We start from the raw sequence: 26,885 nt of genomic DNA on the forward strand, positions 1-26,885 counted from the left end.
TTCAGTCTCACCCAGCAAACAGGAATGAATTGCGGTCGTCCATCGGGCTGTTTTTCCCGATCGACGACCGCAGATAAGAATGTATGAATGATAAGAACGTCTGTTTCCGGCCCGTTACTCTGGGCCTTCCGCAGATCTATTTATGGAATCGTTGCGGTGAACGTGTTCGAGGGCTGGCTCTCTCCTCCGGCTGATCCCACGCTTGTGACGTAGTAGTTGTACGTGGTTCCGCTCTGCACATTCGTGTCGGTGTAGGTAGGCTGTGCTGTCGTAGCCACCTTTGCAAACCCGCCGCTGCTTCCGGTTTCGCGATACACCTTGTAGTTCGCGACGGGATTTGAGGAAGCCGCAGGCGGACTCCAGCTCAACTCCACACGATGTCCTCCGGTTGTGGCGTTCAGGTTGATCGTCAGTATCGGGTTCGTTGAAGAGTCGCTATTGATCGTCAACACGCCTGTCTGCGAGCCGGTGACCGACGCCTTGTAAATCAGCGTCAATGCCAGCGTCTGGCCGGGGTTCAAGGTTGCGGGCAGGTTCACCGATGAAAGGGAGAAGCCGCTTCCTTTCACCGAAACCGACTGCACAGTGACCGGCGCCTTGCCGACAGAGGTGAGCGTCACGACCTGCGTAGTGGCTTGGCTTAGCAGGACCGAGCCGAACGAGATGGTCGTCGCATTCGCACTGAGTTGAGCCAGAGCAGGACTGAGTTGCAGCGAGATCGATCTGGATACGCCGCCCTCGGTGGCTGTCAGCTTTACGGTCTGCGCAGTCGAAACAGCAGTCGCGTTCGCAGCAAACGTTGCGGACGCAGCTGTTGCAGGGATCGTGATCGAGGACGGAACCGTCACATTTGAGCTGCTGCTCGCAAGTCCGATGCTCAGGCCTCCCTTTGGCGCCGATCCGGATAACGTCACTTTGCACGTGTCAGCCAGCGATCCGGTGATCGAGGAGCTGCTGCACGACAACGCGCTGAGTGATGGAGCCGTGGTCGTGCCGTTTCCGGCCAGGCTCACGGACTGCGTTCCGGCATTGCTCGCAATCGTTAACTGTCCGCTTGCCGAGCCAGCCGCTGTGGGATTGAAGTGCGCGGTGAGCACCACGGCCTGGCCAGGCTTCAGGGTGGCGGGAAAACTACCCCCGGAGACCGAAAATCCAGCTCCTGTCGTGGAGTCGGCTTTGATTGTGACCGGCGCGTTTCCAGTTGAGGTCACAGTCAAAGACTTGGTCACCGCAGTACCGACAGCAACGTCGCCGAACTGCAATGAAGATGTGCTGAGGCTCAGTGAGCCGGTGGCCGGCGAGGTCTTCGATGGCTTTAGCTCGATCGAGATATCGCGGGTTGAGCTTCCGGCCGATGCGGAGATCACTGCGCTCTGCGCGCTCGCAACGGGCGCAATCACCGCATTGAAGGAAGCCGTGGTAGATCCGGCCGCGATGGTGGCCGAAGCGGGGACAGTCACATCCGTACTCGTGCTCGCAAGCGCAACCTGGATGATTTTCGGCGATTTCGCGGTCAAGGTTACTGTGCAGGCAGTTTTCCCGGCTCCTGTAAAGAGAGTCTGTGTGCACGAGAGCGATTTCAGTTCAGGCGCTCCCGCAGACGTCGTTACTGGCGAAAGCGAGACCTCGAATGCCTTCGTGTTATTTCCCTGGGTAGCTGTGATCGTTCCCTTCTCTTCGGCACTGACCTTCGAAATCGCCGCGGAGAACGTTGCTCTGCTGGCGCCCGATGGGATGGCGGCGGTTGCAGGAACCTTGATTGCCGAGATATTGCTCGAGAGATGAACGTGAAGTCCGCCGGGGCCCGCCGCAATGTTGCTGGAGATCGTGCAGGAGTCGGACCCTGCTCCAGAGACCTGGGCCTCCACGCATGTCAAACCGCTCAACTCCGCCGGTCCGGATGCTCCCTTGCCATGCAGCTTGACCGCAGCAGCCGCACCGGAAGACGAAGCGGCGATCACGTTAAGCTGATCGGAGATATCGGAATCGCTGCTCGGCGAGAAATGCACATTCAGGCTTAACGATGCGCCTGCCGCGAGCGTAACCGGAAGCTTCCCTTCTCCATCGACGCGAAACGCGGTGTTCGAGAGTGAAAGCTCCGAGAGCTTGACTGCGTCCGTTCCGCTGTTCACAAGGGAGATTTTCTGCGTGGCCGAATTGCCGACGCTCACGCTCCCGAAATCGACCGTGGAAGGATTCGCAGTGATGCTGGTGGCGGCGTTCGTACCGGACGAAGAAGACGGTCCGCCGCCAAGGGCGACTACTCCTCCGCATCCAGCGACTCCAAACGCGGAGATGCATAGAAGAAGGAGAACGACAAAGGTGTGTGGGCTGAAAACTCGACTTTGGAAGGAATTGAAAAATTGCTTTACGATCGCGCGGACCGGAGCAGGCCGCAACTTAACTTCGAACATCCGTACTTCTCCCTGGCAATTGCGTTCACTCGCAACAGCGATATGCCAAGGAAAAGAGCAGCAAAGAGGTCAGCTGCAGCTACAGCATGCCTGAAGCGCACGCGGACTGTAGCCCTGTGAATCAGGAGCCGCGCGCAAAGTCTTTCGGTCTTGCTTTCGGATTTAGCTGACGTGCTGTTGAGTCGGGGCGGGGTCAGACACGTGCGAGACAGCCCGCCGAGCGTAGCGCGTGGAAGTTCACCGATGAGGGTCTAGCTTCGTCACCGATTAGACAGAATGAGCCCTGAAGCTTGCCGTGTCTACTGCACGGACGATGCCACGCTCGGCGCTGCGGTTTGCGATGTGAGACTCTCTTTTGGTTGTTCACTTTGCGAGTGAATCGATTTGCTCCGAACCAAGTCAATCAGAAGCTGACGAGGTAAATGTTTCCACGTTACGTAGTATTTTCCGTGTAAATAGCGCACTCCGGTGCGTACCGCGTTTCGAACACGCTTGTCGGATTCAGCGTAACGTTACGCCAAAAGAAAACGGCCGCTCCGAAGAGCGGCCGCTGTAGTGGATATATTGAACAGCTTATGCGGGGCTTGGTGATCCTTCCGGATAACCAGACCCTGTGCGGGTGTCAGGCTTCAGCACGGTCTGTCCACCGCTGCTGCCGCCATCGCTGGGCGAAGCAAGGGACGAGCGCATCGGCGGCAGTTCCTTGCCGTCGATAAGCATCTTCACTTCGTCTGCGTCGATCGTCTCGCGCTCAAGAAGCGCCGCGGCGATGCGGTGCATGGCGTCCTTGTGCGAGCTGAGGATGCTGTTCGCTGCCTGATAGGCCTCGTCGATCAGCCGGCGAACTTCGAGGTCGATCTGCCGCGCGGTCTCTTCCGAGAAGTCGCGATGCTGAGCGATCTCGCGTCCAAGGAATATCTGCTCTTCCTTCTTGCCGAAGGTGAGCGGACCGAGGCGGCTCATGCCGTACTCGCACACCATGCGGCGGGCGAGGTCGGTGGCGTTCTCGATGTCGCTGCCTGCGCCGGTCGACATCTGGTTGAGGAAGATCTCCTCAGCCACGCGGCCGCCGTATGCAGTTGCAAGATTCGCCTCGAGGTACTCGCGGGTATAGTTGTGGCGATCGCCGGGAAGGAAAATCGTCACACCCAGCGCCATGCCGCGCGGAATGATCGTCACCTTGTGGATGGGATCGGAGTGCGGCTGCATGATCGAGACCAGCGCGTGTCCGGCTTCGTGGTACGCCGTGACGCGCTTCTCTTCGTCCGTAAGCAGCATCGACTTGCGCTCGGCGCCCATCAGCACCTTGTCCTTTGCAAGCTCGAAGTCGTACATCGTGACCTGCTTGCGATTGACGCGCGCTGCGTTCAAAGCAGCCTCGTTGACCATGTTGGCCAGGTCGGCTCCGCTGAAGCCCGGTGTACCGCGAGCGAGAACGTTGAGGTTCACATCATCGGCAACAGGAACCTTCTTCACGTGCACGCGAAGAACTTCCTCGCGGCCGCGAACGTCCGGCAGACCCACAACCACGCGCCGGTCAAAACGGCCGGGCCGCAGCAGTGCGGGATCGAGCACGTCAGGCCGGTTCGTTGCGGCAACCAGAATCACGCCGTCATTCGACTCGAAGCCGTCCATCTCGACGAGCAGCTGGTTCAGCGTCTGCTCGCGCTCATCGTGTCCGCCGCCGAGACCTGCGCCGCGGTGACGTCCCACTGCGTCGATTTCGTCGATGAAGATGATGCACGGGGCATTCTTCTTGCCCTGCTCGAACAGGTCGCGAACGCGGCTCGCGCCGACGCCGACAAACATTTCGACAAAGTCAGAACCCGAGATCGAGAAGAACGGAACGTTCGCCTCTCCCGCCACCGCGCGGGCGAGCAAAGTCTTACCAGTTCCCGGAGGTCCGACGAGCAGCACGCCCTTCGGAATCCGCCCGCCGAGCTTCTGGAACTTCTGCGGCTCGCGCAGGTACTCGATGATCTCCTTCAGTTCTTCCTTGGCCTCGTCCACGCCGGCCACATCCTTAAACGTGACCTTCTTCTGCTGCATCGAGAGCAGGCGCGCGCGGCTCTTGCCGAACGACAGGGCCTTGTTCCCGCCAGACTGCATCTGGCGCAGCATGAAGAACCAGATCGCACCCAGCAGCACAAACGGGCCAACGTTGAAGAGAATCGGCAGAAGAAGATTGCTCTGCGCGTCCTTCTTGGAGAAGCTCACGTTAGCGGCCAACATGGCCTTCTCCAGGTCCTCGTGCTGTTCCCCGACCGTCGTGTGGAACTGTTCTTTGGGATTGGCCTTCAGGTGCCCGCGAAGATCAGTCCCCTGGAACTGGGCGTCCTGAACCTCCCCGTGCACAACCTTGTTGTACAGGTCGGAATACGAGATCTCCGCGTCTTTTGCTCCCATCCCCGCGCCCTTCTGGACAACGCCCCAGAGCAGCACCAGGCAGATCAGGATAAAGACCCAGAACATGATTGTTTTAACGGTCGAATTCACCAGGATTCCTCTTTTCCCGGCGGGGAGAAGCCGCTTGAACTTCAAACACCGCCTACAACACCCTTTTAGACGCCCGGACAGCCTTTGAAGTCACAGAAAGTGCGGGCCCTTTGGACGGGATACACTTCTCGCTCCCGCCCGGATGTGCAGTGTCTTCGATTGTACTCCGAAGTGGAAACAACTTCGAAAGAGTGCACCGGACGAAAAGATAGGAATCCACCACGTCAACGCCACAAATCGGCGGAAGCGGACTAGCCGTTAGAGGTGTCCTGTGTTGCCTCAACCCCCATCGGCTCCGCGATAACCCGGATGTTCGGGTCTGGCTCCAGCTCCGCGCCGCGCATCCAGACGATGCGGCCACCCACATCAAGGACCGGCCACTTGGTGCGCTCCTCGCCACTAACCTTCATCCTCTCAAGCACTTCCTTGATCTTGCGCGGGCCAGAGGAGTAGCGCAGATGCACGCGGTCGCCCGGCTTCCACGATCGTAGAACGGCGTTCAACGGCGCGCCGTCGCGGTACGACGAACCTGGATTGAAGTCAAGATGAATGCGGTAGCCATAGGCCGGCGCTTCGAGTACGCCCGGAACTACACATTCGTACCGTGAAGGTTCAGAGGCGTCGGAGTTTTCCGCAGTCGACGGACCGCGAGTAAGCCGAAGTTCGCGGTGAGTTCGCTCCGCGCGCAATCCCTGGCCGAGCTCCAGCTTCTGCCCAGCCCTTCCGGTCTGAGCAAGACTCCGAAGGGCCTCAGTCGCCTCGAAGGCCGGGCTGGACTCAATCAGCGCGCACGCGTGCCGGATGATCCGCCGCTGCAGGGCAACGGGCTCCGCCACCAGGCGGGCAATGTCCAGGGCTACGCCTTCCGCACTCGTGGAGGCCCGCCCCCCGCCGCGAACCGGACGGCCGCGCAGAATAACTGAGGAGGCGAGACGAGGAATCTCACCTTGCCACCATGACTCCTCATCGCGAGCCAGGTCGGCCATGTGGGCGAGATGCTCCCGGAGCTGGGGATTCCAGCCTTCGAGCTGGGGCAAAAGTTCGTGGCGGATGCGATTGCGCGTGTAGGTCAGATGATGGTTGGTCGAGTCCTCGCGCCAGGTCTGATCTCGGGACTTCAGATACTCCTCGATCTCCCGGCGTGTGACTTGGAGGAGCGGTCGAACAATCGGACCTTCTGGAAAGTTGAGAACCGGATGAATCCCAGATAGACCTTCGGTCCAGGCCCCCCTCAGAAACTTGGCCAGCACCGTCTCTGCCTGATCGTCCAGAGTATGCGCCGTTGCGATCGCATCCAGCGGCACGTCACGAAGCAACTGGCGGAACCACGCATAGCGCAGCCGCCTCGCCGTTCCTTCAATGGAGTTGGACGGAGAATCGCCTGTCTCCGCTTGGGAGCTCTGCGAAATTTTTGGGACACGCCGCGCCTCGGCTGCTGTATCCACCCGGGATTCGTGGAACGCGACCCCAAGTTTTGCCGCAAGTTCGCGCGCGAAGGCCAGGTCGGCGTCCGCCTCTTCGCCGCGCAGTCCGTGGTGCAGATGCGCAGCATGCAGCACCAGCCCCAACTCCCTGCTCCGATCCGCGAGCGCACAGAGCAGCGCAACCGAGTCTGCCCCACCCGACAGACCGACTGCAACACGCATCCCCGGCCTGAAAAGCGACGTGTCGAGCGGGATGCTGGGCGAAGAAGAGCGCACGAAAGGATGATACGGCGGATAACGCCTAGAACTGAACAGAGACAGGATCAGTGGTCGCGATGGCCCCAACGTAGCAGAAGGAACGCAATTAAAACCACAGCTCCAATAGAACCAAGAAATAGGAACGGGAAGATGGCGACGACGAAATCCATCATGACAATCTTCTCATCTGCCGTTTCCGCGAGGGTGGTGACCGAACGGCAGTCCCTATACTCGACCCATGCTCACTACCCGACGGGCGACAACGGATGATGCCGATTTGATCACGCAACATCGCAAGGCGATGTTCGCCGATATGCGGGAGGCGGCCGATGATGTCCTCGACGAAATGGCCCGGAACTTCGAACCGTGGGTTCGGCAGATGATCGCAGCAGACAAATACGCCGGATGGATCACGCACGATGGTGAGCGCGCAGCTGGCTCGGCGGGTTTGTTGATCCTGGACTGGGCGCCTCACTTCCTCGACCCGCAGTCCGCACACCGCGCGTACATCCTGAATGTCTTTGTCGAACCCGAATACCGGAATCGCGGCATCGCAAAAGCCCTTACCCTCGAATGCATGGCTGAAGCAAAGCGACGCGGCATCGGAGTCATCGCACTACACGCATCGAACAAAGGCCAGCCTGTCTACGAGAAGCTCGGATTCAAGACGAGCAACGAGATGCTGTTCGTCGAAACCACCTCTCAATGAGAACTCAGGCTCGGCCCTTACTCACTTCTTCGCACTCACGCAGCTAAAGCTCTCCGCTTTATTCGGATCCCCACTCCCCTTGTACTTCGCCGCCTGCGGATAAGGACAAAGTGGCCGCGTGATCTCCGGCGAACTCCCCGACGCCGCCTTCGAGACCACAAACGACGTCGGCGCAGTTCCCTTCTCCACCCAGTTCTCAAGCGTGATGCGAATATTGTGCTGCGGATCGGTACTCGTCGCGTCCAGCGCCTCGCCGAAGTTCTCAGGCCCAGGCCCTCCACCGCAGTGCTGCATCCCCGGCACCATGTAGAGCCGCGTAAACGAGTCCGCCGCGCCGCGTCCCATCTTCGCGATCACCCCCTGGTAGTAGTTCACCGTATTCAGCGCGGGAATCGCCGGATCGTTCCAGCCGTGATACAGGATCAGCTTGCCTCCCCGCGAGCGGAAGGCGCTCAGGTCGGGATTGGTGGCATTGAGCGCTTCTGCCGTCTTCTGGTTCGCAGCCTTCATCCCAGCATCCACGGCAAAGGTCTTGTAGTCCCAGTCCTTCTGGTTGTACACCATGTTTGCGTAGTAGCCGAGCCCAAAGTAGGCCATCAGGCTCTTCGCCGGGGCCGGTCCCGTAATCCAAAGCGCCCAGCCGCCCTCTCCCTCTTCAGCTCCGGGAAGATAGCCGGGGAAAATCGTCCTTCCGCTGGCATCCTCAATTCCCGCATAGATCTTCTTCAGTGCCGCTACCTGTGCCGCTGTCAGGCACTCATTGGAATCGGCGTCGGCCTTGCATTGAATCGTTGCCGGATCAAAATGACATTCCCGCGGGTCATTCAGCACTCCGTCCGCAACCCCATCGAGCTTGTCGCAGGCCGCGATCACCGCCTTCCCGATCGTCGCAATCTTTGCCGGAGGAATAAAGCTCGCGGGTGTAGCCGTCACTGCCTTTGTGTCCACCACCCCCAGCGAGAGCAGCCCCGTCCAGTAGTTCGCCGGAGCACCCGCCAGGATCCCGTCGTAGTCCTCCGGATACCGCTGCGCCTCCATCAACGCTTCGCGGCCTCCGTCAGAGCATCCCGCAAAATACGAGCGCTTCGGAGCAGAGCCATAGAACTGCGGGATCACCAGCTTGGCCACGCGGGTCATCTCGTGAATGCCGCGGTATCCAAAGTCGGCAATCTTCTCCGGATGCCCCAATGCCCAGGCCGCATCGATTGGCGACCCGGTGTGGCCCGTGTCAGTCCCTGTCGCCGCGTACCCGTTCTTGAGCGAAGCTCCAAGTTCCAGATAGTTGATCGCTCCGGCAAAGCCGCCATTCGCCAGACCCTGCAGCTTGCCGTTCCACTTCTCCAGCGGCATCCACACCTCGATCGTGATGTCCGAGTCAGCCGACGGATGTGCCTTCGCCACTACTCTGCAGAATGCCGGCAGCGTCTTGTAGAAAGGAGTGAGATCGCCTCCAGTAAAAGGATGACGCGGGCCGACGAACTGTCCTGCTTCCTCTGCCTTGGCCGTCACAATCGTGACATTGGGCAGATTCAACTTTGCCAGGGCCTCGCACTTTTGCGGACCGGATGGGTCCGCTTGCGCCGACACAACAGCACTGGTGAGGAGAAACGCGGCCGAAGCCATAAGCGCAAAGATCTTCATCCTACGTGCACTTCCTTGGATCAGATTGCGACGCGAACATTCTATGCCCGGCGGAAGACTCGCTGCTGTGAAACAAACCGGACGCGAGCGAAGTTGTATACTCGCCAAGTTATGCAGGTGTTTGCAATCCTTCCCGCGGCGGGCCTTGGAACACGAATGGCCGGGCCGCAGCCAAAACAGTTTCTCTCGCTGGGTGGTCTTCCCATCCTCATCCACTCACTCAGGGCCTTCGCCTCCGTCGAGCGAATCAAAGCAATCTATGTGGCCGTCCGGAAAACCGAAATAGACCGCGTCCAGGCTCAGGTCTCTGAACATGGGTTCTCCGACCGGGTCCATGTTGTCGAGGGCGGCGACACTCGCCAGGAGTCTGTGGTGCACGCTCTCAATGCGCTCCCCGCCGGTCCCGACGACATCGTCCTCGTGCATGATGCGGTCCGGCCTCTCATCGACAAGGCCACCATCGAGCGTACGATCGATGCGGTCGCGCAACACGGCGCCGCAATCGTTGGGTTGCCAGCCGTCGATACCATCAAGCAGGTTGAGCGTACCGCGCACGGAGCCCTCATTACTTCTACAATTCCGCGGGAGTTTATCGTGCAGGCGCAGACACCTCAGGGCTTCAGGTACGATCTGCTGCAGAAGGCCATGAGCGACGCGGTGGAAGATGGCTTCGTAGGCACGGACGAGGCTTCCGTCGTGGAGCGCGCGGGATTACCGGTAGCCGTGGTGCACGGTTCTCAGGTTAATCTGAAGATCACACAGCCGGGCGACATCGAGTTGGCAGAGTTTTACCTGAGCCAGCGGACACATTGATCCGGCGGACCTTGATTGAAAGCCCGACGGTTCTGAGCGACTGGTCGGGAGGGGCAGGCACGTAAGAGATGGAGACACGGATCGGATTTGGCTGGGACTCCCACGCATTCAAGGCGGGCATTCCGCTGCGCATCGGCGGGATGACCCTCGATCATCCTGAAGGACTGGCCGGCCACTCTGACGGAGACGTGCTGCTGCATGCCATCACCGACGCTCTTCTCGGCGCGGTGGCGGCCGGCGACATCGGAAGCTTCTTCCCGCCCGGAGACCCAAGGTGGAAAGACGCCAACTCTGCCATCTTCCTGAAACTCGCCCTCGAAGAACTTGAGCACGCCGGTTTCCGGATCGTAAATGTGGATACCACCCTCATCCTGAACGCTCCTAAAATCGCCCCGGTGGCCGGCGAGATGCGCTCCTGCGTGGCCGACCTCCTCGGCGTCGAAATGGAGCAGGTCAGCATCAAGGCCAAAACACCCGAGGGGCTCGGGCTCGATCACGTTGCGCAATGCCACGCCGTCGTCCTAGTCGAACGTTCCGTGGAACCGGACGACCTGAAAAGCATGAGCGCCGTCATCGAGAGCCAGCGACAGCTCGAAGACGTCGTCGACGACTTGCTCGCATCCGTCCATGGCGTTCCCAAGAAGAAGGCGATAGCTCCGGTTTACGACACCGAAGACATCACCTGATTCTCTGAATGCCCTTGAATGAGGGCAAAGTAGCGCCGTCAATATTTTGCCCTGGGCAATTTATGTTGCCGCTGGGCTGTGCAGACGCGTATTCTCGCGGCATAACCACACGGCTCGATGCACAAGACCTCGGGCGGGGCGAGGCCAGTTCGCAGATGCGTTTTCTGTCGCAAAGACTCAGGACGGGGATCCTGCCGACGCTCGTCGGCATAGGGTTTTTGTTCCTGTGTCCGGTGAGCGCTCATGCGGATGATCCGGCTGGAAATCCCGCAACCCCCGAGATTCCTTCGCTGACGGGCTCCCATTGGGCCGAACAGGTACTTCTTGGCTCCTCAAGCGTGGAGCTGAACGGCCCCTGGAAGTTCCACAAGGGTGATGACATGCGGTGGGCGCAGCCCGGATTCAATGATTCCGGCTGGGCCTCTGTCGACCTGACGCCTCCGCCCGGTTCCTCTGATCCGTTTCTGGGGACCAGCGGCTTCATGCCGGGTTGGACCGCCCTCGGCAACCGCGGCTACTGGGGATATGCGTGGTACCGCCTGCAGGCCAACGTTCAATACGATCCAGGCCTGTCCGCCGGCGGCCTTGAAATCAAAATGCCCAACGACGTGGACGACGCATACCAGGTCTTCGTCAACGGTCAGCAGATCGGCGAGTTCGGCAAATTCCACAAGTCGGGCGTCACTACTTACATCTCTCTTCCCCGCGCCTTTGCGCTTCCCAAAGACATCAGCGGCGGGCCCATCACCATTGCCATCCGCGTGTGGATGGATGCCTCAACCCAGCTGACCAATCCCGACTCCGGCGGCCTGCACGGCCCCCCGATCCTCGGTCAGGCAGGACCGATCGACCGCATGCTCCGGCTCGACTGGGACGCCGTCACTCATTCGCAATTGAGCCGATTCCTCGAGGTCGCCGTTCTTCTCCTCGCGATCACGGTTTGCGCAGTTCTCTTCTGGCTCGATCGAAAGGAGAATTCCTACGTCTGGCTCGGAGCGACCTGCATCGCCATCGCTCTCCAGCTCACGGTTTCGCTCGCCGGAAACTACACAACGCTGCTGCCGGGATGGCTCAATTTCCTGCTGATTGACGTCGTCTTTTCGCCGGCAGTCATCGCACTCTGGATTCTCTTCTGGGCTTATTGGTTCCGCATGGGGCGCATGGCCCGGATGCACTACATGGTGTGGGGCTTCACCGGCGGTCTCATGCTGACCGTCGCGATGATGCGCGCGCCTCTGTTCGGCAGTGTCGTCCCGATGCGGTGGCTGATCGTGCTTGCCCCGCTCGCGGTCGTGCTCAAGCTCCTGCTCGGCAGCCTGCTGCTCTGGGTCGCCTGGGAAGGCATGCGGAAAGACCACACCGGCGCATGGCTGGCCCTGCCGGCACTTGGCCTTGTCGCCGTCTCGCTCTATCAGCAGGAACTGCTGGTGCTGCATCTGCCGATGATGTTCTTCCCCTTCGGCATGGCCGTGAACATCAGCCAGATAGCCGTCGTGGTTTCGCTCAACATCATTACCGTGCTGCTCATGCGCCGGTTCGTGCACTCGCTGCGGCTCCGTCAGCAGTGGGAAGCCGAAATCGATCAGGCTCGGCAGATCCAGCAGCTCTTGATCCCCGAAGCAATCCCCACCGTGCCGGGCTACGTGCTTGAGACCGAATACCGGCCCGCGCAGGAGGTAGGTGGCGACTTCTTCCAGATCCTTCCCGACGGCAAAGGCGGCGTGCTCATTCTGCTCGGAGATGTGACGGGCAAAGGCCTCCAGGCCGGCATGCAGGTAGCCTTGATCGTCGGCGTGATCCGCACCCTCGTCGAAACCAGCTTTGAGCCGCACGTGGTTCTTGAAGGTCTCAATCGCAGGCTTTGCGGCCGTGGACAGTCCTACGCCACCTGCGTAGCAATGCACATCGATGCTGACGGCAAGACAACCATTGCCAACGCCGGACACATCGTTCCCTACCTCAACGGCAAAGAACTGACGATGACCGGCAATCTGCCCTTGGGCCTGAATCCATCGGTGACCTTCGACCAGGTCACGATGCACTTGAAGCACAAGGATCGCCTGCTCGTCATCACCGACGGCGTCATCGAAGCCAAGAATGCCAAGAACGAGCTCTTCGGCTTCAACCGCGCACGCTCCATCAGCCACCTACCCGCAGCCTTCATCGTCAAAGCCGCGGAGATCTTCGGACAGGAAGACGACATCACCGTCGTCTCCATCGCGCGTATGGCGCAGGAGAAAGAAGGCGAGGTCACAACCACCACCTCCTCTTCCCTGAAATCCGAAGTCGCGTAGCGCCTGCCCTCGCACAACACACCTCACAAGTCTCCCGCCCAACCCCGTGCCGCGTCCTCTGTTCCCGTCAGATTCTGATTGCGAAAATCCTCCCGCCCACGTAGCTTGGCTCAAAGTCTTAAACCTGTCATAGGAGTGCAGCTATGCATGTGCTTGCGATCATCCTGCAAGAAAATCAGCAGCTGAATCCGGAGATGATTCAGAAGCTCGTCATGTTCATCATCCCGATGATGCTTGTCGGCTATCTCATTGCAATTTTGCTCTTTGCGGTGCCTAGTTGGTTCATTCTGAAAAAAGCAGGGTTCTCTCCTTGGCTTTCACTTCTCTGCATCGTGCCGACGCTCGGCACTGTGGTGCTTCTCTTCATCCTCGCCTTCGCCGAGTGGAAGGTGGTTCCTAATCCTCAGGCCGCTGTGATGCCGCCGCCCTACCCGCCTCCGCCGCCTCCGTACCCTCCGCAGGCGTGAGACTCCTCACGCAATTCGCAAGGGAGCGAATGCTAGCATCGTGATTGGAAGATAAACTCACGATGTCTGATTCTGCTCCCTTGAAAAATGGCGCTTTACGGGTCCGCTTTGCTCCTTCGCCGACCGGTTTTTTGCACGTCGGCAGTGCCCGCACGTTCATCTTCAACTGGCTCTTCGCTCGACACAATCACGGCACCATGGTGCTGCGGCTCGACGACACCGATGTCGAGCGCAACACCGACGCAAGCGTGCAGTCCATCTTCGAAGGCCTCCGCTGGCTCGGCCTGAACTGGGACGAAGAGTACAAGCAGTCAGAACGTCTCGCGCTCCACCAGAAGGCAGCGCAATCAATCTTCGACAAGGGCCTGGCCTACCGCGACTTCACTCCCGCCCACGCCGGCGACGACACGCAAGACTCCACAAAGGGTGCCTGGCTCTTCAACCCCGGCATGCGCGAACTCTCGCGCGAAGAATCCGATCGCCGCGCGGCCGCCGGCGAGAAGTTCGCGCTGCGCTATCGCGTTCCCCGCGGTCACGATCGCGTCCTTCAATTTGCCGACGGCGTCTACGGAACACAGACCAAGGCCGCCGACGAAGTCGAAGACTTCGCCCTGCTCCGCTCTGACGGCATGCCCACCTATCACCTCGCCTCATGCGTCGACGACGCCGACCTGCGCATCAGCCACATCATCCGCGGGCAAGACCACCTCACCAACACCTTCAAGCACCTCCTGATCTTCGAGGGGCTTGGAGCCGAAGCGCCGCACTTCGCGCATCTTCCCCTGCTGGTCGCGCCAGACGGCACCAAGCTTTCCAAGCGCAAACACGGCCCGGTCGTAAGCGTAACCACTTATCGCGATGCCGGCTTCCTGCCCCAGGCATTTGTGAACTTTCTCTGCCTCCTTGGCTGGTCCCCGAAAAACGATCGCGAATTTCTCACGCTCCCGGAACTGACCGAACTCTTCTCGCTCGAAGGCGTCAATCGCGCCAACGCCGTCGTGAACTTCAAAGACGAAGACCCCTTCGACCCCAAGGCCGTCTGGCTCAACTCCGAACACATCCGGGCGCTTCCCGTCGACCAGCTGAGCGCATTGCTGCTTCCCTTCTTTGAACGAGCCGGCTTCAACGCGTCGTCCGAAAAAGTAAAGGCCGTCACGCCGCTCATCCGCGAGCGAATCAAGCTCCTGTCCGAAGCCGTCAGCGCAGCCGACTTCTTCTTCGTCGACGAACTCCCGCCCTACGATCCCGCCGAGCTGATCCCGCAGAAAGGCGACGCCGCACTCGCTCGCCGCGTCCTCGAGAAAGCGCTCCAGGTTCTGCGCGGCACCGAATTCACTCACGACCCGCTCGACGCTGCCCTCCGCGCAGCAGCCGCCGAGTTAGGCGTCAAAGCCGGGCCGATGTTTCAACCCATCCGCGTAGCCGTCTGCGGCCGCAAGAACGCGCCTCCACTCTTCGAAACCATGACCGTCCTCGGCCGCGACGTCTGCCTCAAACGAATCGAAGAAGCCCTGACGAAACTTGGCTAAGTGTCAACCAACACCAAACTGTGCCGAAGCAAGAAGCGTCGGGGCGCGACTTCGACCTGCACAAACGATTCGCCGAAGCAGAAAGCGTCAGGGCACAAGTTTGATCTCAATCGACGATTCGCCGAAGCAAGAAGCGTCAGGGCACAAGTTTGATCTCAATCGACGATTCGCCGAAGCAAGAAGCGTCAGGGCACGACTTGAGTCGTGCCGTCCTTCGCCCCTTGAACGCCGGGCTTTAGCCCCTGCTTCCGCCTCTTCAAAAATTCGCTTCCGAACGGATACTCCCCCGCGCTCTGGACCAGCCCCGCCCTGATCGGATTGCGATCGATATACTCACGATGCCGACGAAAGCTCTCCTCGTGCAAAAATCTGCACGTCCGAATAACTCCTCTGCCAGACTTCGCCGCAGAACCCAAGCTCCTTCTTTGCGCGGAACGAGAATCCCCCTTTGATCAATTGCATCGCTCTTTCAACACTCATTTCGGGAGGCACTGTCATCAGAACGTGAACATGATCCGGCATGATGACGAAGTCGTGGATGAGGATCTTCCTCGTCCGCATCTGTTGCCGTAGGACCTCAATCAAGAGCTCCGCCATACAGGTGGTACGAAAGAGCGCTCTACTCTGCGCGGTTCGGGTAGTCACAAAGAATGTCCTTGCCGCGAATGATGCGGCGCGGGCATCTGAGGATCGGCTCGGCTTTGCCATTGCAGGGGCTGAAGCCCTCGACCTTTCTCTCTTTATCCGGCACGACTAAAGTCGTGCCCTGACGCTTCTTGCAGCCCCTGCCGCCAGGAACCTGCTGTGCTTCCCGAGATAGAATGCACAAGTTCACTCCGTGATTGCGAAGCTACTTGAGCTGGGTTCTGCTTTTGACATCCTATGCAACCACAGATCTCAGCGACGTGATCATCGATACAGCTGCTCATCGAGCAGATCGCCAGCCCGACACACGGGTGCCCGCCCTTTCATGGAACAATAAAGGAATGGCGGCCACGACAGACACCGGTACCGAAACACCTGAAATCCGCACCTCCAACTTTCTCAGCGAGCGCATCGCCGAAGACCTGCGCACAAAAAAATATGGCGACGCCGCCATCCAGACGCGCTTTCCTCCCGAGCCCAACGGCTACCTCCACATCGGCCACGCCAAGGCAATCTGCCTCGATTTCGGCCTCGCCGACGAGGTCGGCGGCAGAACCAACCTCCGCTTCGACGACACCAACCCCGAAAAGGAAGAGCAGGAGTACGTCGACTCCATTCAGAAAGACATTCACTGGCTCGGCTTCGACTGGGAGCGCCTCTGCTTCGCATCCGACTACTTCGGCCAGCTCTATGAGTGGGCCATCAAGCTCATCAGCGACGGCAAAGCCTACGTCGACGACCTCACCGCCGACCAGATCCGCCAGTATCGTGGAACCCTCACCGAGCCCGGCAAAGACAGCCCCTATCGCAACCGCTCCGTCGACGAAAACCTCGATCTCTTTGCCCGCATGAAGAAGGGCGAGTTCCCTGACGGCAGCCGCGTGCTTCGCGCCAAAATCGACATGGCCTCGCCCAACCTCAACATGCGCGACCCCGTGATGTACCGCATCCTTCACGCCACGCACCATCGCACCGGCGACGAGTGGTGCATCTACCCGATGTACGACTACGCGCACGGCCAGTCCGACTCCATCGAGAACGTCACGCATTCCATGTGCAGTCTCGAGTTTGCCGATCATCAGCCGCTCTACAAGTGGTTCATCGAGAACCTCGGCATCTTCCCCTCGCAGCAGATTGAATTCGACCGCCTCAGCATTACCTACACCCTGCTCAGCAAGCGCAAGCTGCTCCAACTCGTGCAGGAAAAGCGCGTCAGCGGGTGGGACGATCCCCGCATGCCAACGCTCTCCGGCCTGCGCCGGCGCGGATTCACACCCGAAGCAATCCGTACCTTCGTCGCTGCTGCAGGAGTCTCCCGCACCAACGGCAGCACCGACATCGAAATGCTCGAGCACTTCCAGCGCGACGACCTGAACAAGCGTGCGCAGCGCGGCATGGCTGTGCTGCGGCCCTTGAAAGTAATCATCGACAACTACCCCGAAGGCGAGGGCGAAACCGTCGAAGTTGCAAACAACCCTGAGAACCCCGACGCCGGCACGCGCCAGGTGCCCTTCTCGCGCGAGATATACATCGAGCACGACGACTTTCGCGAAGTGCCTCCGCCCAAGTACTACCGCCTCTCTCCCGGCAAGGAGGTACGCCTCCGCAACGCCTACTTCATCACCGCGCAGAGCGTCGTCAAAGACGCCGCCGGCAACGTCGTTGAAGTGCACTGCACCTATGATCCCGCGAGCCGCGGCGGCAACTCTCCCGATGGCCGCAAGGTGAAGTCGACCATCCACTGGGTCTCCACAAAGCACGCCGTCTCAGCCGAGGTTCGCCTTTACGAGAAGCTCTTCACCAAGCCAGACCCCAACGACTACCCCGAAGGCGGCAGCTTCCTCGACAACTTGAATCCGGCCTCGCTCGAAGTAATCGCCGACGCCAAGCTGGAACCATCGCTGGCCAAAGCAGAAGTTGGACAGCCTCTGCAGTTTGAACGCGTCGGCTACTTCACCCTCGACCCGGACACACAAGACGGCAAGCTCGTCTTCAACCGCACATTGTCGCTAAAGGATTCCTGGGCGAAGATTGAGAAGAAAGCTGGTATCTAATCGCCGATCCTCTCAAAACGAGTGGGTGCCCCAGAGCCTGCACTGAGCGAAGTCGAAGTGTCTCGCTTCCGAGACCCGGGAAGCTACCGGCTGAGAGCTGAAAGCTGAGAGCTAGGAGCTAAGAGCTAAGAGCTAAAGGACTCTACTTCCCAATCACATCAATCGGAACCGTAATCGTCTTCGGCGGCAAACACTGCGTCTGATCGCACGCCTGGTAGCGCAGCTTCGCTTCAACCAGGTGATTGCCCGGCGTGCTCACGATCTTCGCCTGAATCGCAAACTCGCCTGTGTAGACAGAGAGCTTCTGGTCCGGATCGGCAGGAAGAGTGAAGTCAGTCCCCGCCGGATACGTTGCGTTCGCGAGCTTCACCCCCGCGCCCTCCGGCACCGAGAAGACCGTAGGAATCAGATACTCCGCACGCGGCGTGTGCGAGTTGATATGCAGGTTCTGCTGGATGCGGAAATGTAAGGTCACCGGGCTGGCCTTGCCCGCAGGAACCTCGACCTGTTCGGGAGACAGATACTCAACAGCCTGCGTCTTCACCACAGACTGATGCGGAGAATTGGAGAGAGGATCCTGCTGGCTCATTCCAATCTCGGCTGTTGCTACGAACACCGCCCCCGCAAGAAGCGCCAGGGCACGACTAGATCGCAACCGATGATCGCCGAAGCAACAAACGTCAGGGCACGACTTCAACCGCAACCGACGATCGCCGAAGCAAGAAGCGTCACACCACTCCTTCAACCCCGAACAAAGATCGCCGAAGCAAGAAGCGTCACACCACTCCTTCAACCCCGAACAAAGATCGCCGAAGCAAGAAGCGTCAGGGCACGACTTCAGTCGTGCCGTTACTTCGCCTCTTTTGAACTCCGGGGCTTTAGCCCCTGCTTTAAACTTACCGCGCCCCGCAACAAGCCAGCGGTTGAGAATCGTCGACGCAATCACTGTCCTTCTCCCATCGCCTTGCGTACATGCGCTTCCATGTCGTCTTTCGAACTGATCCCAAGCTGCATCGCCACAACCTTGCCGTCCTTGTCGACGTACACCGACGTCGGCATGGCATCAAGGCCGCCGTACTCCGTCGCCAGACTGTCGCCATTGATCAGCACGGGGTACTGCATATGCTCTTCTTTCACGAACTTTGCAATCGCCGCCTTGTCGTGCGCCCATCCCTCTTTGTCCTCGGGCTTCAGGTCGTCGCCTTCCGTGGAGATGCCGATAATCTGCAGGCCCTTCGGTCCGTACTCATTCTGCAAATCGACGAGCCACGGAGTTTCAATCTTGCACGGGCCGCACCACGTTGCCCAGAAGTTGATGAGCAGCGGCTTGCCCTTGTAGCTGGCAAGCGAAACCTTGTTCCCGCTGAGATCTTCGAGCGTGAAGCCGGGCGCCGGCTTGCCCGTCAGCGAACCTCCTCCAGCCGGAACATCCCCCGCTGCGGCAGGGATAAGTTCCGCGTGCGAAGCCGACGCCAGAGCGCGCTCCGCCGCCTGCTTGCGATACATCCAGTTAGCCCACCCCGCCCATGCGAACACAGCCAGAATGAGCAGCGTGATTCCAATTACGATCGTATTCCGCTTCAAGGGAAAGACCTGGACCTCTCTGCCTCTATTGTACGAGCGCAGCCGTGCGGCGCTTGTCATTGAACTGTAAGCGAAGGCTCGCAGCCTGCAATCTCACGCAATCGCTCTCAGGCCCTGACTTCTGATCCCTCGTCTCAGGGCTCTGATCTCTGGTCTCTGACAACTGACCACTGATCACCGATGACTGATGACTGAAGACTGGCCGCTGGCCACTGGCCACTGGCCCGGTGTTACCATCAGAAACCAATGAATCCAAACAACCAGCAGGACTGCCTCACCCCGGCGGAACTGGTTCGCACCGAGGCTGCCGCCCTTGAGGCGCTGGCGAAGCGTCTCGACGGGCCCATGCTGGCGGACTTCGACCGCGCCGTCGATCTGGTCGTTCGCTGCGGAGAAAGCAATGGCCGCGTGGTCGTCACCGGCATGGGCAAAAGCGGGGTCATCGCGCAGAAGATTTCAGCGACGCTCAGTTCCACTGGAACACCCGCCCTCTTCCTCCACCCCGCAGAAGCGGTGCACGGCGATCTCGGCGTGCTGATGCCCGGCGACGTCGTCGTTGCCCTCTCCGCCAGCGGCGAGACAGAAGAGATTCTCCGGCTGCTCGCCACACTCAAGCGCAAAGGCGATGCGCTCGTAAGTTTCTGCTGCAACCTCCAGTCCACCCTCGCGCAGGCCAGCGATGTTGCGCTCGATTGCAGCGTGGAGCGCGAAGCATGCGGTCTCAATCTCGCGCCCACTGCGAGCACAACGTCGATGCTCGCTCTGGGAGACGCGCTTGCAGTTGCCGTGAGCCTGCGCAAGGGATTCAAGGCCGAAGATTTCGCCGAACTTCATCCCGGCGGCAAACTCGGCAAGCAACTCGCCAAAGTCCGCGACCTGATGCATGTCGGCGAGCATCTCCCGTCCGTCGCACCAGCAACCCGAATGTCCGACGTGATCTTCGAGATGTCCTCAAAGAAACTCGGCATGACGACCGTGCAGGAAAACGGCAAGCTGCTCGGCGTAATCAGCGACGGCGACCTCCGCCGGTTGCTCGAGCGCGAAGGCGGCGCTGCCCTCAGCAAAACCGCTGGCGAAGCCATGAACGCCAACCCGCGAACCATCGCCGCAGGAGAACTCGCAGCCCGCGCCCTCGCCATCCTCGAAGAGCGCAAAATCACCTCCCTCGTCGTCACCGATGCAACCGGCAGGGTAGAAGGCGTCGTCCACCTCCATGACCTCTGGGGCGTCGAACTGATCTAGAACTGGTAGTCAGAAATGTTTTGAAAGGGCACGGATTTATCCGTGCCGCTAAACTGCTCAAAACGAGCTCCGGGCTTCAGCCCCTGAGGGAAGGCTGATCTAAAGTCGCAACCAACGATCGCCGAAGCAACAAGCGTCAGGGCACGACTTCAGTCGTGCCGTTACGAGCCCTTTTTCATCCCGGGGCTTTAGCCCCTGAAGGGAACCCTGTTCCGCGCTTTAAGCTGTTGATGCGACAGCGTACTCCCGAACATGAACAAAACCGCCCTCATCACCGGCGCATCCAGCGGCTTCGGCCTGCTCACCTCCATCACCCTCGCTCAACGTGGCTGGCACGTCCTCGCCACCATGCGCGACCCGAACCGCCGAGAGAACCTCGAATCCGCCGCCCGCGACGCCGCCCTTCAGGACCGCATCGAAATCCACCAGCTCGATGTAACCGACGCCGATCAAATCGCCCAAACCACAGCCCTTATCGCGTCCCGCGCCCAGCCTCTCCATGCCCTCATCAACAACGCCGGCTTCGCAGTCCCAGGCTTCGCCGAAGAAGTCTCCGACGCCGAACTGCGCGATCAGTTCAACACCAACTTCTTCGGCGCAACAGCGCTAACGCGCGCAATCCTCCCGCAGATGCGCCGCCAGCGCTTCGGCCATGTCGTCATGGTCAGCTCCATCTCCGGCCGCACCGGCTTCCCCGGCGTCAGCAGCTACGTAGCCTCCAAATTCGCTCTCGAAGGCTGGACGGAAACCCTGCGCTACGAAATGGCGCCCCTCGGAATCAAAGTCTCCATCGTTGAGCCCGGCTCATTCGCCACCGACATCTGGACCCGCAATGCCAAACTCAGCGCCGCGATGTCAGATCCCGACTCGCCGAACGCCGCGCGCCTTGCCCGCTGGCAGGCCCGCGTCCAAGCCAGCGCCAAGGCCCGCGCTAACCCGCAGCAGGTCGCCGACCTGATCGCTCGCATCCTCGAAACCCCAGCGCCGAAATTGCGCTACGTCATCGGCACAGACGCCCGCACGGCGCTCCTGATGCGCAACATCCTCCCTCAACGCCTCTTCGAGCGACTCCTGATTAAGCTGAGCGGCCTCAGCGACTAGCCTCTCACTCGATCCGAAACCACTCCCGCAGAAACTCGTCCATACGCTTGAAGAACACGACCGTACTCGGGATCTTCTGCTTCTCCGCCGCAACGTGCCCCTCCACTGCGACGATCCGCTTCGCCCCTCTCGGCTTGATCCCCACAATCATGATCTGCCGTATCTGGTGCTTGTGGTCCGGCCTGCTTGGCATCACCCCGAGCGTCCGCAGCGCCTCTTTCTCCGGGACCTCGACCCCCACCCAGTCCAGCAGATGACAAACCGGATACGTACCTCCCTTGTCCGTACGATTCCCAATCACATTGAAGAGCACCAATCTCCCATCCAGAAGCCGATACCCGAGGACATCCCCTTCCTTCCACGGGCTCTCGCACAAAACGCGTCGCGCCACCTTCCGGCTCTCCGGCTGCGGCGACACAAGCTGCTCCCTCAGCTTCTCCAGCGCAGCCTTCCGCTTCGCGTAGTCCTTCGTTCCCGCGCTCCAGCGCTCGAGATCGGTCCCCGACTCAATCACTCTCAGCGCCTGCGCCTTGGTCTCGTCCTCGAGCCTGCCCTTCTTCCATTGCGCGGCTGCAAGGGCCATCCACACCACGCCCGCTTCATGCCGATCGGCCATCAACCCGGCGCCAAGCTCCTTCAAGATGCGCGCCGTCGCCTCCGGTCCGGACATCCCCTCCCCGAGGTAATCGCGATAGCTGTCGCGGACGTCGCACGCCGTGTCGTCTTGAAAAATACCCGTTCCCCAAGCACCCATAGACTCCGATTACACTCCGGCACCCGCGCCCGACACCACAGCTTTGTTGCGAGCGCCCTCAAAGCTGCAGCGTGTCACCCCGCCCACGCCACGTGTCGGCCCTGACACCATCGCCCCACCCCCCAACACGCCAGCTCCTTTGTTTTCAATCCGCACTGCTTTGGCCATTCCCCTGCTCCACTCACCGGCAGAGGCGAGGAGGGCCGAACTCAAATGGTACGTAGCGTAGAAACCTGGATTGCCTTGGGCAGTACGGCTCCCCTCGCTTCACCACAGCCCGCAACGAGCGAACATTTAGAATGGAATCAATCTGTTTTGATCGTCTTGCGTCCGCAGAAACCCCAGCCGGAATCGAATCTCTCAACCCGGAGCCAAGCGGACGGGAAAGCATGTAAGCCCTACTCTATGCATCGTTGGTCCAAGCTCTTCGTTCCTACCCTTCGTGAGGCCCCGTCAGACGCCGAGGTGGCCAGCCACAAGTTCCTGCTGCGTGCCGGCTACATCCGCCAGCTTGGTGCCGGCCTCTACAACTACCTCTTCCTTGGCCAGCGGTCGCTCAACAAAATCACCGCCATCGTCCGCGAAGAGATGGACAAGATCGGCCAGGAATTCTACCTTCCCGGCATCCTGCCCAAAGACCCCTGGGAAGAAAGCGGCCGCTGGACCGGCATGGGCGACAACATGTTCCGCCTCAAGGACCGCAAGGGCGCCGAGCTCTGCCTCGGCATGACCCACGAAGAGATCATGACCACCATCGCCCGCGGCGAACTCCGCAGCTACAAGCAGCTGCCGCAGATCTGGTACCAGATTCAGACCAAGTTCCGCGACGAGCCCCGGCCCAAGGGCGGCCTGCTGCGCGTACGCCAGTTCATCATGAAAGACAGCTACAGCTTCGACCTGAACAAGGAAGGGCTCGACAAGAGCTTCGACCTGCACGACGCCGTCTATCGCAAGATCTTCAAGCGCTGCGGCCTCAAGTTCGTCTCCGTCGAAGCCGACTCCGGCTCCATGGGCGGCTCGCAGTCGCAGGAGTTCATGGTCTACACCGACGCCGGCGAAGACCTCATAGCAAGCTGCCCCGTCTGCGGATACGCCGCCAATCTCGAGAAAGCCACCTCGAAGCTCGATCCCGTCACAGAGATGGAGCCCACCGGCGACGGCAAGCCTGAAGAAGTCCACACCCCCGGCTGTGCCGCCATCCCGGATGTCGCCGCGTTCTTCAAAATCTCACCTGCCTCCGATATCAAGTGCGTCGCCTACATGGTCCTCAGGCGCGGCGCCGCAGGCGCAAAGGACACCTGGCACGGGGTAGCCACCTTCCTGCGCGGCGATCACCAGGTGAATGAAACCAAGCTCCTCGGTGCTGTTGGCGGAGCCGAGCTTCGCACCATGCAGACCGAAGAACTGCAGCAGTTCTTTAACGGCCCAGCCGGTTATCTCGGCCCTGTCGGGCTGAGGCACGGCGACAAGCCGCTCGGCGATCAACTCACGGTCGTCATCGACAAATCTCTTGAAGGCCGCAAGAACCTGGTCTGCGGAGCCAACAAGCTCGACTATCACCTCCGCAGCGTTGCCCCCGGCCGCGACTTCACCTGGACCATCAGCGCCGACATTCGCAGCGTCAACGAGGGCGAGTCCTGCCCCGTCGACAATTGCAGCGGCAAGCTCGTCGTCGGCAAGGCCGTCGAGATCGGCCACATCTTTAAGCTCGGCTACAAATACTCCGAGTCTATGGGCGCGCGCGTGCTCGATCCCAACGGCAAGGAAGTTACGCCCATCATGGGCAGCTATGGCATCGGCATTGAGCGCATCCTCACTGCGTCAGTCGAGCAATCGAACGACGCCAACGGATTCTGGCTGCCGGCCTCCATCGCGCCCTTCACCGTCGTCGTCACCGTCACCAACGTTGCTGATGCCGCTCTGAAAGACGCAGGCGAAAAGCTCGCAGCCGAACTCGAAGCCGCGGGCCTCGACGTCCTGCTCGATGACAGAGACGAACGCGCGGGCGTCAAATTCAAAGACGCCGACCTCGTGGGCATTCCCTATCGCATCAACGTGGGCAAGAAGGTAGCGAGCGGCCAAGTAGAACTGGTCACGCGCGCCAAAGCCGGCAGTGTCGACATCGCCATCGCCGATGTCGTCGCCCAGCTCAAAGAGCGCATCCAGGAAGAGAAGCTGCTCGCCGAAAGCGAGTAATGGTCCAACCAACCCAGCGGATCCGGCATTAGGGAGTGGAGTAGGCATCGATGGCAATCAAGGTCAGGCTCGAGAAACCAAAACTGAAGATATCCTGGCCGAAGTCATTGCTTTCGTCCTGGCTGGTGCGCGGATTCATTGGGCTCGTCTTGCTCGCGGGCATCATCGCCTTTGGCGTCTTCTTCCACTACTACAACAAGTACGCCCGCATTGTTGACGACCGCCTCAAGCAGCCCCTGTTCGCGGAAACAGCCAAAATCTTTGCTGCGCCGCGCGAGGTCAGGCCGGGCCAGAAGCTCAGCGCCAAGGTCATTGCCTCAGAGCTGCGCGACGCCGGTTACACCATCGAGGGCCTTAGCCATTCTTCCCCAATGGGAACCTACGCCGAAGATGGCAACGACATCACGGTGCGCCCCGGGCCGCAATCGTTTCACGCGCCCGACCCCGCCACCATCCACTTCAGCAAAGGAGAGGTCGAAAAGGTTACTGACGACAAGGGACAATCCCTGGCGAGCTACGAACTGGAGCCGCTGCTGATCACCGGCCTCAGCGAAGATGCGAACCGCACCAAGCGCCGTCTCGTAACCTACGATGAAATCCCGCCGAACCTTGTGCAGGCCGTCCTCGCCATTGAAGATCGAAGATTCTTCGAGCATGGCGGCGTCAACTACATGAGCATGGCCGGCTGGGCCTGGCACGACATCATTGGGGACCGCAAGCATCGCGGCGGTGCATCCACGCTCACCATGCAGCTGGCCAAGCTGCTCTTCGTCGCCGACACCGGCACCATCAAGTACAAGGTCACGCAGATCCTCGTAGCCTTCCACCTCGAGCACCGCTTCACCAAGAAACAGATCTTCGAGGCGTACTCAAACCAGATCAACCTCGGCCAGCGCGGCAGCTTCTCCATCCAGGGCTTCGGCGAAGCCGCACAGGTCTACTTCGGAAAAGACGTTCGGCAGCTCGACCTGGCCGAGTGTGCGATGCTCGCCGGAATCATCCAACGCCCCAATTACTTCAACCCCTTCCGCCACCCCGAGCGCACCATCGAGCGGCGCAACCTCGTGCTCGATTCCATGGTGGAGACGGGCGCGATCAGCAAGTCTCAGGCCGAGAAGGCAAAAGCAGATCCTCTGCACCTCGTTCCCGGCAGCGTCGATGCCAGCGAAGCCCCATACTTCGTGGACATCGTTCGCGATCAGCTCCTCCAGAAGCTAGGCGATCGCGACTTCAACCGCGAGGGCCTCCGCATCTACACTTCCCTCGATCCCGATCTGCAGCGACTCGCGACCACATCCGTCGACGAGACACAGCACATCGTCGACGCCGCGGTAGACAGAAAGCACGCCCGCGATCGCAAAGCCGGCAAGTCGTACACGTACCCTCAGGTCGCGCTCGTTGCGCTCGATCCACACACAGGTCAGGTCCTGGCTCTGGTGGGCGGCCGAAACTATGGCGCCAGCCAGGTCAACCACGCGATAGCGCATCGCCCTACAGGCTCCATCTTCAAGCCGTTTGTCTACGCTGCTGCCTTTCAGACCGCAACTCAGGGCACGGTGTTGCCGGGGCAAACGGCTCTCTTCTCGCCGTTGACGATCCTGAACGACTCGCAGCAGACCTATAACGAGGGTTCGGATGACGAGTACACCCCGCGCAACTTCGAGGGTGCGTTCTACGGCGATATCACTGCGCGGTTCGCGCTCCTGCGATCCGACAACAATGCCACCATCAGCCTGGCAAGCATGATTGGTTTCGACCAGGTCGCCGCGCTGGCTCGCGACTCCGGCATCAAGAGCGCAAAAGGCACGCCCTCCATGGCGATCGGTTCGTACGATGCCACGCCGCTCGACATGGCCGGAGCCTACACCGTTTTCTCCAACAACGGTGTCCACATCGATCCGTGGACTCTGGCCAGTGTGCGCGCGCCCAACGGCGACGTCATCGACGACTACCCGCCGAGTTCGCGCCAGGTGCTCGACCCCCGCGCAGCATTCCTCACCACGTTCATGATGCAGGCCGTCCTGCAGGGCAATGGCAAGCAAGGCTGCAGAGTCAACGGGAAGGTCTTCTGCGGAACCGGCGCAGGCGTTCGCAACATGGGCTTCGTGTCCCCGGCCGCCGGAAAAACCGGCACCAGTCACGACGCATGGTTCGCCGGGTTCACCACGAACCTGCTCTGCGTGGTCTGGGTCGGGAACGACGACTACACCGACATCAAGATTGAAGGCGCAGACGCGGCCGCACCCATCTGGGCAGATTTCATGAAGCGCGCCGTCAAGCTTCCGCAATACTCAGACACGCACGAGTTCACTGCACCCGATGGAGTTGAGGTCGTCAGGATCGATAGAGCCAGCAACCTGTTGAGTGACGAAGCCTGCCCCGACAGCTACGAGGCCGCATTCCTGATGGGCACCGCGCCGACAGACACCTGCGATCATCCGAGCGACCATCGCAACATCCTCCAGAAGATCTTTGGCGTCGGCGCGAAGCCGGGCCAATAAGCCGATCCTGTAGCCCCCCGATATTGGTGAGCCCCGGCACAGGCTGAGCGGACCTCTGATCGGTACACTTCCGTCGT

The 26,885-nt window shown here is 60.3% G+C and carries 20 protein-coding genes; 11 read left to right on the plus strand and 9 right to left on the minus strand.

The genetic code is table 11. The annotated features are described in order from the left end of the window. Nucleotides 1–140 precede the first annotated feature (140 nt). The 3 genes from DHV10_RS07205 to tilS all read right to left on the minus strand — a co-directional run bounded on the left by DHV10_RS07205 (nucleotide 141) and on the right by tilS (nucleotide 6,556). Nucleotides 141–2,414, minus strand: a complete 2,274-nt coding sequence (locus DHV10_RS07205; RefSeq protein ID WP_109485558.1) for a choice-of-anchor D domain-containing protein — start codon at nucleotides 2,412–2,414, stop codon at nucleotides 141–143. 573 nt (nucleotides 2,415–2,987) lie between these two features. After that, nucleotides 2,988–4,910 (minus strand): ATP-dependent zinc metalloprotease FtsH, encoded by a 1,923-nt coding sequence (gene ftsH, locus DHV10_RS07210; RefSeq protein ID WP_109485753.1) that lies wholly within the window; start codon nucleotides 4,908–4,910, stop codon nucleotides 2,988–2,990. 251 nt (nucleotides 4,911–5,161) lie between these two features. Next, nucleotides 5,162–6,556 (minus strand): tRNA lysidine(34) synthetase TilS, encoded by a 1,395-nt coding sequence (gene tilS / locus DHV10_RS07215; RefSeq protein WP_109485559.1) that lies wholly within the window; start codon nucleotides 6,554–6,556, stop codon nucleotides 5,162–5,164. Nucleotides 6,557–6,830: 274 nt separating this feature from the next. Here tilS and DHV10_RS07220 point away from each other — a divergent pair, with 274 nt between their 5' ends. Further along, nucleotides 6,831–7,301, plus strand: coding sequence for a GNAT family N-acetyltransferase (locus tag DHV10_RS07220; protein ID WP_109485560.1), 471 nt, complete (start codon nucleotides 6,831–6,833; stop codon nucleotides 7,299–7,301). 21 nt (nucleotides 7,302–7,322) lie between these two features. Here the strand turns inward: DHV10_RS07220 and DHV10_RS07225 are convergent, their stop codons facing one another. Continuing rightward, a complete protein-coding gene (locus tag DHV10_RS07225) occupies nucleotides 7,323–8,942 on the minus strand; it encodes a tannase/feruloyl esterase family alpha/beta hydrolase (protein ID WP_109485561.1) in 1,620 nt (539 codons plus the stop codon). Between the two features lie 111 nt (nucleotides 8,943–9,053). On the opposite strand from DHV10_RS07225, the gene ispD reads away from it, so the two are divergent. The 5 genes from ispD (at nucleotide 9,054) to gltX (ending at nucleotide 14,731) form a co-directional block, all read left to right on the plus strand. Next, the gene (ispD, locus tag DHV10_RS07230) at nucleotides 9,054–9,755 is read left to right on the plus strand and encodes a 2-C-methyl-D-erythritol 4-phosphate cytidylyltransferase (protein WP_109485562.1); all 702 of its coding nucleotides are present in this window, start codon (nucleotides 9,054–9,056) and stop codon (nucleotides 9,753–9,755) included. A 68-nt stretch (nucleotides 9,756–9,823) separates the two neighbouring features. Beyond that, a complete protein-coding gene (gene ispF, locus DHV10_RS07235; protein ID WP_109485563.1) occupies nucleotides 9,824–10,441 on the plus strand; it encodes a 2-C-methyl-D-erythritol 2,4-cyclodiphosphate synthase in 618 nt (205 codons plus the stop codon). 155 nt (nucleotides 10,442–10,596) lie between these two features. After that, nucleotides 10,597–12,735 carry a PP2C family protein-serine/threonine phosphatase gene (locus tag DHV10_RS07240; RefSeq protein WP_162601283.1) on the plus strand — a complete coding sequence of 713 codons (2,139 nt, stop codon included), beginning with the start codon at nucleotides 10,597–10,599 and terminating at the stop codon, nucleotides 12,733–12,735. A 143-nt stretch (nucleotides 12,736–12,878) separates the two neighbouring features. After that, complete coding sequence (locus DHV10_RS07245; RefSeq protein ID WP_109485565.1) at nucleotides 12,879–13,202, plus strand: hypothetical protein; 324 nt, start codon at nucleotides 12,879–12,881, stop codon at nucleotides 13,200–13,202. 62 nt (nucleotides 13,203–13,264) lie between these two features. Further along, nucleotides 13,265–14,731, plus strand: a complete 1,467-nt coding sequence (gltX, locus tag DHV10_RS07250; protein WP_109485566.1) for a glutamate--tRNA ligase — start codon at nucleotides 13,265–13,267, stop codon at nucleotides 14,729–14,731. Between the two features lie 333 nt (nucleotides 14,732–15,064). On the opposite strand, the gene DHV10_RS07255 is transcribed toward gltX, so the two are convergent. Beyond that, entirely contained in the window at nucleotides 15,065–15,439 is a 375-nt protein-coding gene (locus DHV10_RS07255) for a transposase (RefSeq protein ID WP_109485567.1), read from the minus strand. Nucleotides 15,440–15,717: 278 nt separating this feature from the next. Here DHV10_RS07255 and DHV10_RS07260 point away from each other — a divergent pair, with 278 nt between their 5' ends. Next, complete coding sequence (locus tag DHV10_RS07260; protein WP_109485754.1) at nucleotides 15,718–17,430, plus strand: glutamine--tRNA ligase/YqeY domain fusion protein; 1,713 nt, start codon at nucleotides 15,718–15,720, stop codon at nucleotides 17,428–17,430. Nucleotides 17,431–17,572: 142 nt separating this feature from the next. On the opposite strand, the gene DHV10_RS07265 is transcribed toward DHV10_RS07260, so the two are convergent. Then, complete coding sequence (locus tag DHV10_RS07265) at nucleotides 17,573–18,019, minus strand: protein-disulfide reductase DsbD domain-containing protein (RefSeq protein WP_109485568.1); 447 nt, start codon at nucleotides 18,017–18,019, stop codon at nucleotides 17,573–17,575. Nucleotides 18,020–18,372: 353 nt separating this feature from the next. After that, nucleotides 18,373–19,014, minus strand: coding sequence for a redoxin family protein (locus tag DHV10_RS07270; RefSeq protein ID WP_162601285.1), 642 nt, complete (start codon nucleotides 19,012–19,014; stop codon nucleotides 18,373–18,375). A gap of 246 nt (nucleotides 19,015–19,260) precedes the next feature. Between DHV10_RS07270 and DHV10_RS07275 the strand changes: the two genes are divergently transcribed. Then, complete coding sequence (locus tag DHV10_RS07275; protein ID WP_109485570.1) at nucleotides 19,261–20,256, plus strand: KpsF/GutQ family sugar-phosphate isomerase; 996 nt, start codon at nucleotides 19,261–19,263, stop codon at nucleotides 20,254–20,256. 252 nt (nucleotides 20,257–20,508) lie between these two features. After that, nucleotides 20,509–21,357 carry an SDR family oxidoreductase gene (locus tag DHV10_RS07280; RefSeq protein ID WP_109485571.1) on the plus strand — a complete coding sequence of 283 codons (849 nt, stop codon included), beginning with the start codon at nucleotides 20,509–20,511 and terminating at the stop codon, nucleotides 21,355–21,357. A gap of 4 nt (nucleotides 21,358–21,361) precedes the next feature. Here DHV10_RS07280 and DHV10_RS07285 read toward each other — a convergent pair whose 3' ends face one another. Together DHV10_RS07285 and DHV10_RS26975 are read right to left on the minus strand one after the other, a co-directional pair. Then, on the minus strand, nucleotides 21,362–22,111 hold the full coding sequence (locus DHV10_RS07285) for a DUF4259 domain-containing protein (RefSeq protein WP_109485572.1): 750 nt from the start codon (nucleotides 22,109–22,111) through the stop codon (nucleotides 21,362–21,364). Between the two features lie 9 nt (nucleotides 22,112–22,120). Beyond that, a complete protein-coding gene (locus tag DHV10_RS26975; protein WP_162601286.1) occupies nucleotides 22,121–22,279 on the minus strand; it encodes a hypothetical protein in 159 nt (52 codons plus the stop codon). A 237-nt stretch (nucleotides 22,280–22,516) separates the two neighbouring features. On the opposite strand from DHV10_RS26975, the gene DHV10_RS07290 reads away from it, so the two are divergent. Together DHV10_RS07290 and DHV10_RS07295 are read left to right on the plus strand one after the other, a co-directional pair. After that, a complete protein-coding gene (locus tag DHV10_RS07290) occupies nucleotides 22,517–24,307 on the plus strand; it encodes a proline--tRNA ligase (protein ID WP_109485573.1) in 1,791 nt (596 codons plus the stop codon). 50 nt (nucleotides 24,308–24,357) lie between these two features. Next, nucleotides 24,358–26,808: a transglycosylase domain-containing protein gene (locus DHV10_RS07295; protein ID WP_109485574.1), complete on the plus strand. Its 2,451-nt coding sequence runs from the start codon at nucleotides 24,358–24,360 to the stop codon at nucleotides 26,806–26,808. Nucleotides 26,809–26,885 lie beyond the last annotated feature (77 nt).

Source organism: Occallatibacter savannae (genome assembly GCF_003131205.1).
In the GTDB taxonomy this organism is placed as follows: domain Bacteria; phylum Acidobacteriota; class Terriglobia; order Terriglobales; family Acidobacteriaceae; genus Telmatobacter; species Telmatobacter savannae.

Coding starts and splice junctions, on each gene's coding strand:
- DHV10_RS07205 (WP_109485558.1), bottom strand. CDS start 2,414: ATGTTCGAAGTTAAGTTGCGGCCTGCTCCGGTCCGCGCGATCGTAAAG.
- DHV10_RS07240 (WP_162601283.1), top strand. CDS start 10,597: ATGCGTTTTCTGTCGCAAAGACTCAGGACGGGGATCCTGCCGACGCTC.
- DHV10_RS07265 (WP_109485568.1), bottom strand. CDS start 18,019: ATGAGCCAGCAGGATCCTCTCTCCAATTCTCCGCATCAGTCTGTGGTG.
- DHV10_RS07255 (WP_109485567.1), bottom strand. CDS start 15,439: ATGGCAAAGCCGAGCCGATCCTCAGATGCCCGCGCCGCATCATTCGCG.
- DHV10_RS07285 (WP_109485572.1), bottom strand. CDS start 22,111: ATGGGTGCTTGGGGAACGGGTATTTTTCAAGACGACACGGCGTGCGAC.
- tilS (WP_109485559.1), bottom strand. CDS start 6,556: ATGCGTGTTGCAGTCGGTCTGTCGGGTGGGGCAGACTCGGTTGCGCTG.
- DHV10_RS07220 (WP_109485560.1), top strand. CDS start 6,831: ATGCTCACTACCCGACGGGCGACAACGGATGATGCCGATTTGATCACG.
- DHV10_RS07275 (WP_109485570.1), top strand. CDS start 19,261: ATGAATCCAAACAACCAGCAGGACTGCCTCACCCCGGCGGAACTGGTT.
- ispF (WP_109485563.1), top strand. CDS start 9,824: ATGGAGACACGGATCGGATTTGGCTGGGACTCCCACGCATTCAAGGCG.
- DHV10_RS07245 (WP_109485565.1), top strand. CDS start 12,879: ATGCATGTGCTTGCGATCATCCTGCAAGAAAATCAGCAGCTGAATCCG.
- DHV10_RS26975 (WP_162601286.1), bottom strand. CDS start 22,279: ATGGCCAAAGCAGTGCGGATTGAAAACAAAGGAGCTGGCGTGTTGGGG.
- DHV10_RS07295 (WP_109485574.1), top strand. CDS start 24,358: ATGGCAATCAAGGTCAGGCTCGAGAAACCAAAACTGAAGATATCCTGG.
- ispD (WP_109485562.1), top strand. CDS start 9,054: ATGCAGGTGTTTGCAATCCTTCCCGCGGCGGGCCTTGGAACACGAATG.
- DHV10_RS07290 (WP_109485573.1), top strand. CDS start 22,517: ATGCATCGTTGGTCCAAGCTCTTCGTTCCTACCCTTCGTGAGGCCCCG.
- DHV10_RS07260 (WP_109485754.1), top strand. CDS start 15,718: ATGGCGGCCACGACAGACACCGGTACCGAAACACCTGAAATCCGCACC.
- gltX (WP_109485566.1), top strand. CDS start 13,265: ATGTCTGATTCTGCTCCCTTGAAAAATGGCGCTTTACGGGTCCGCTTT.
- DHV10_RS07225 (WP_109485561.1), bottom strand. CDS start 8,942: ATGAAGATCTTTGCGCTTATGGCTTCGGCCGCGTTTCTCCTCACCAGT.
- DHV10_RS07280 (WP_109485571.1), top strand. CDS start 20,509: ATGAACAAAACCGCCCTCATCACCGGCGCATCCAGCGGCTTCGGCCTG.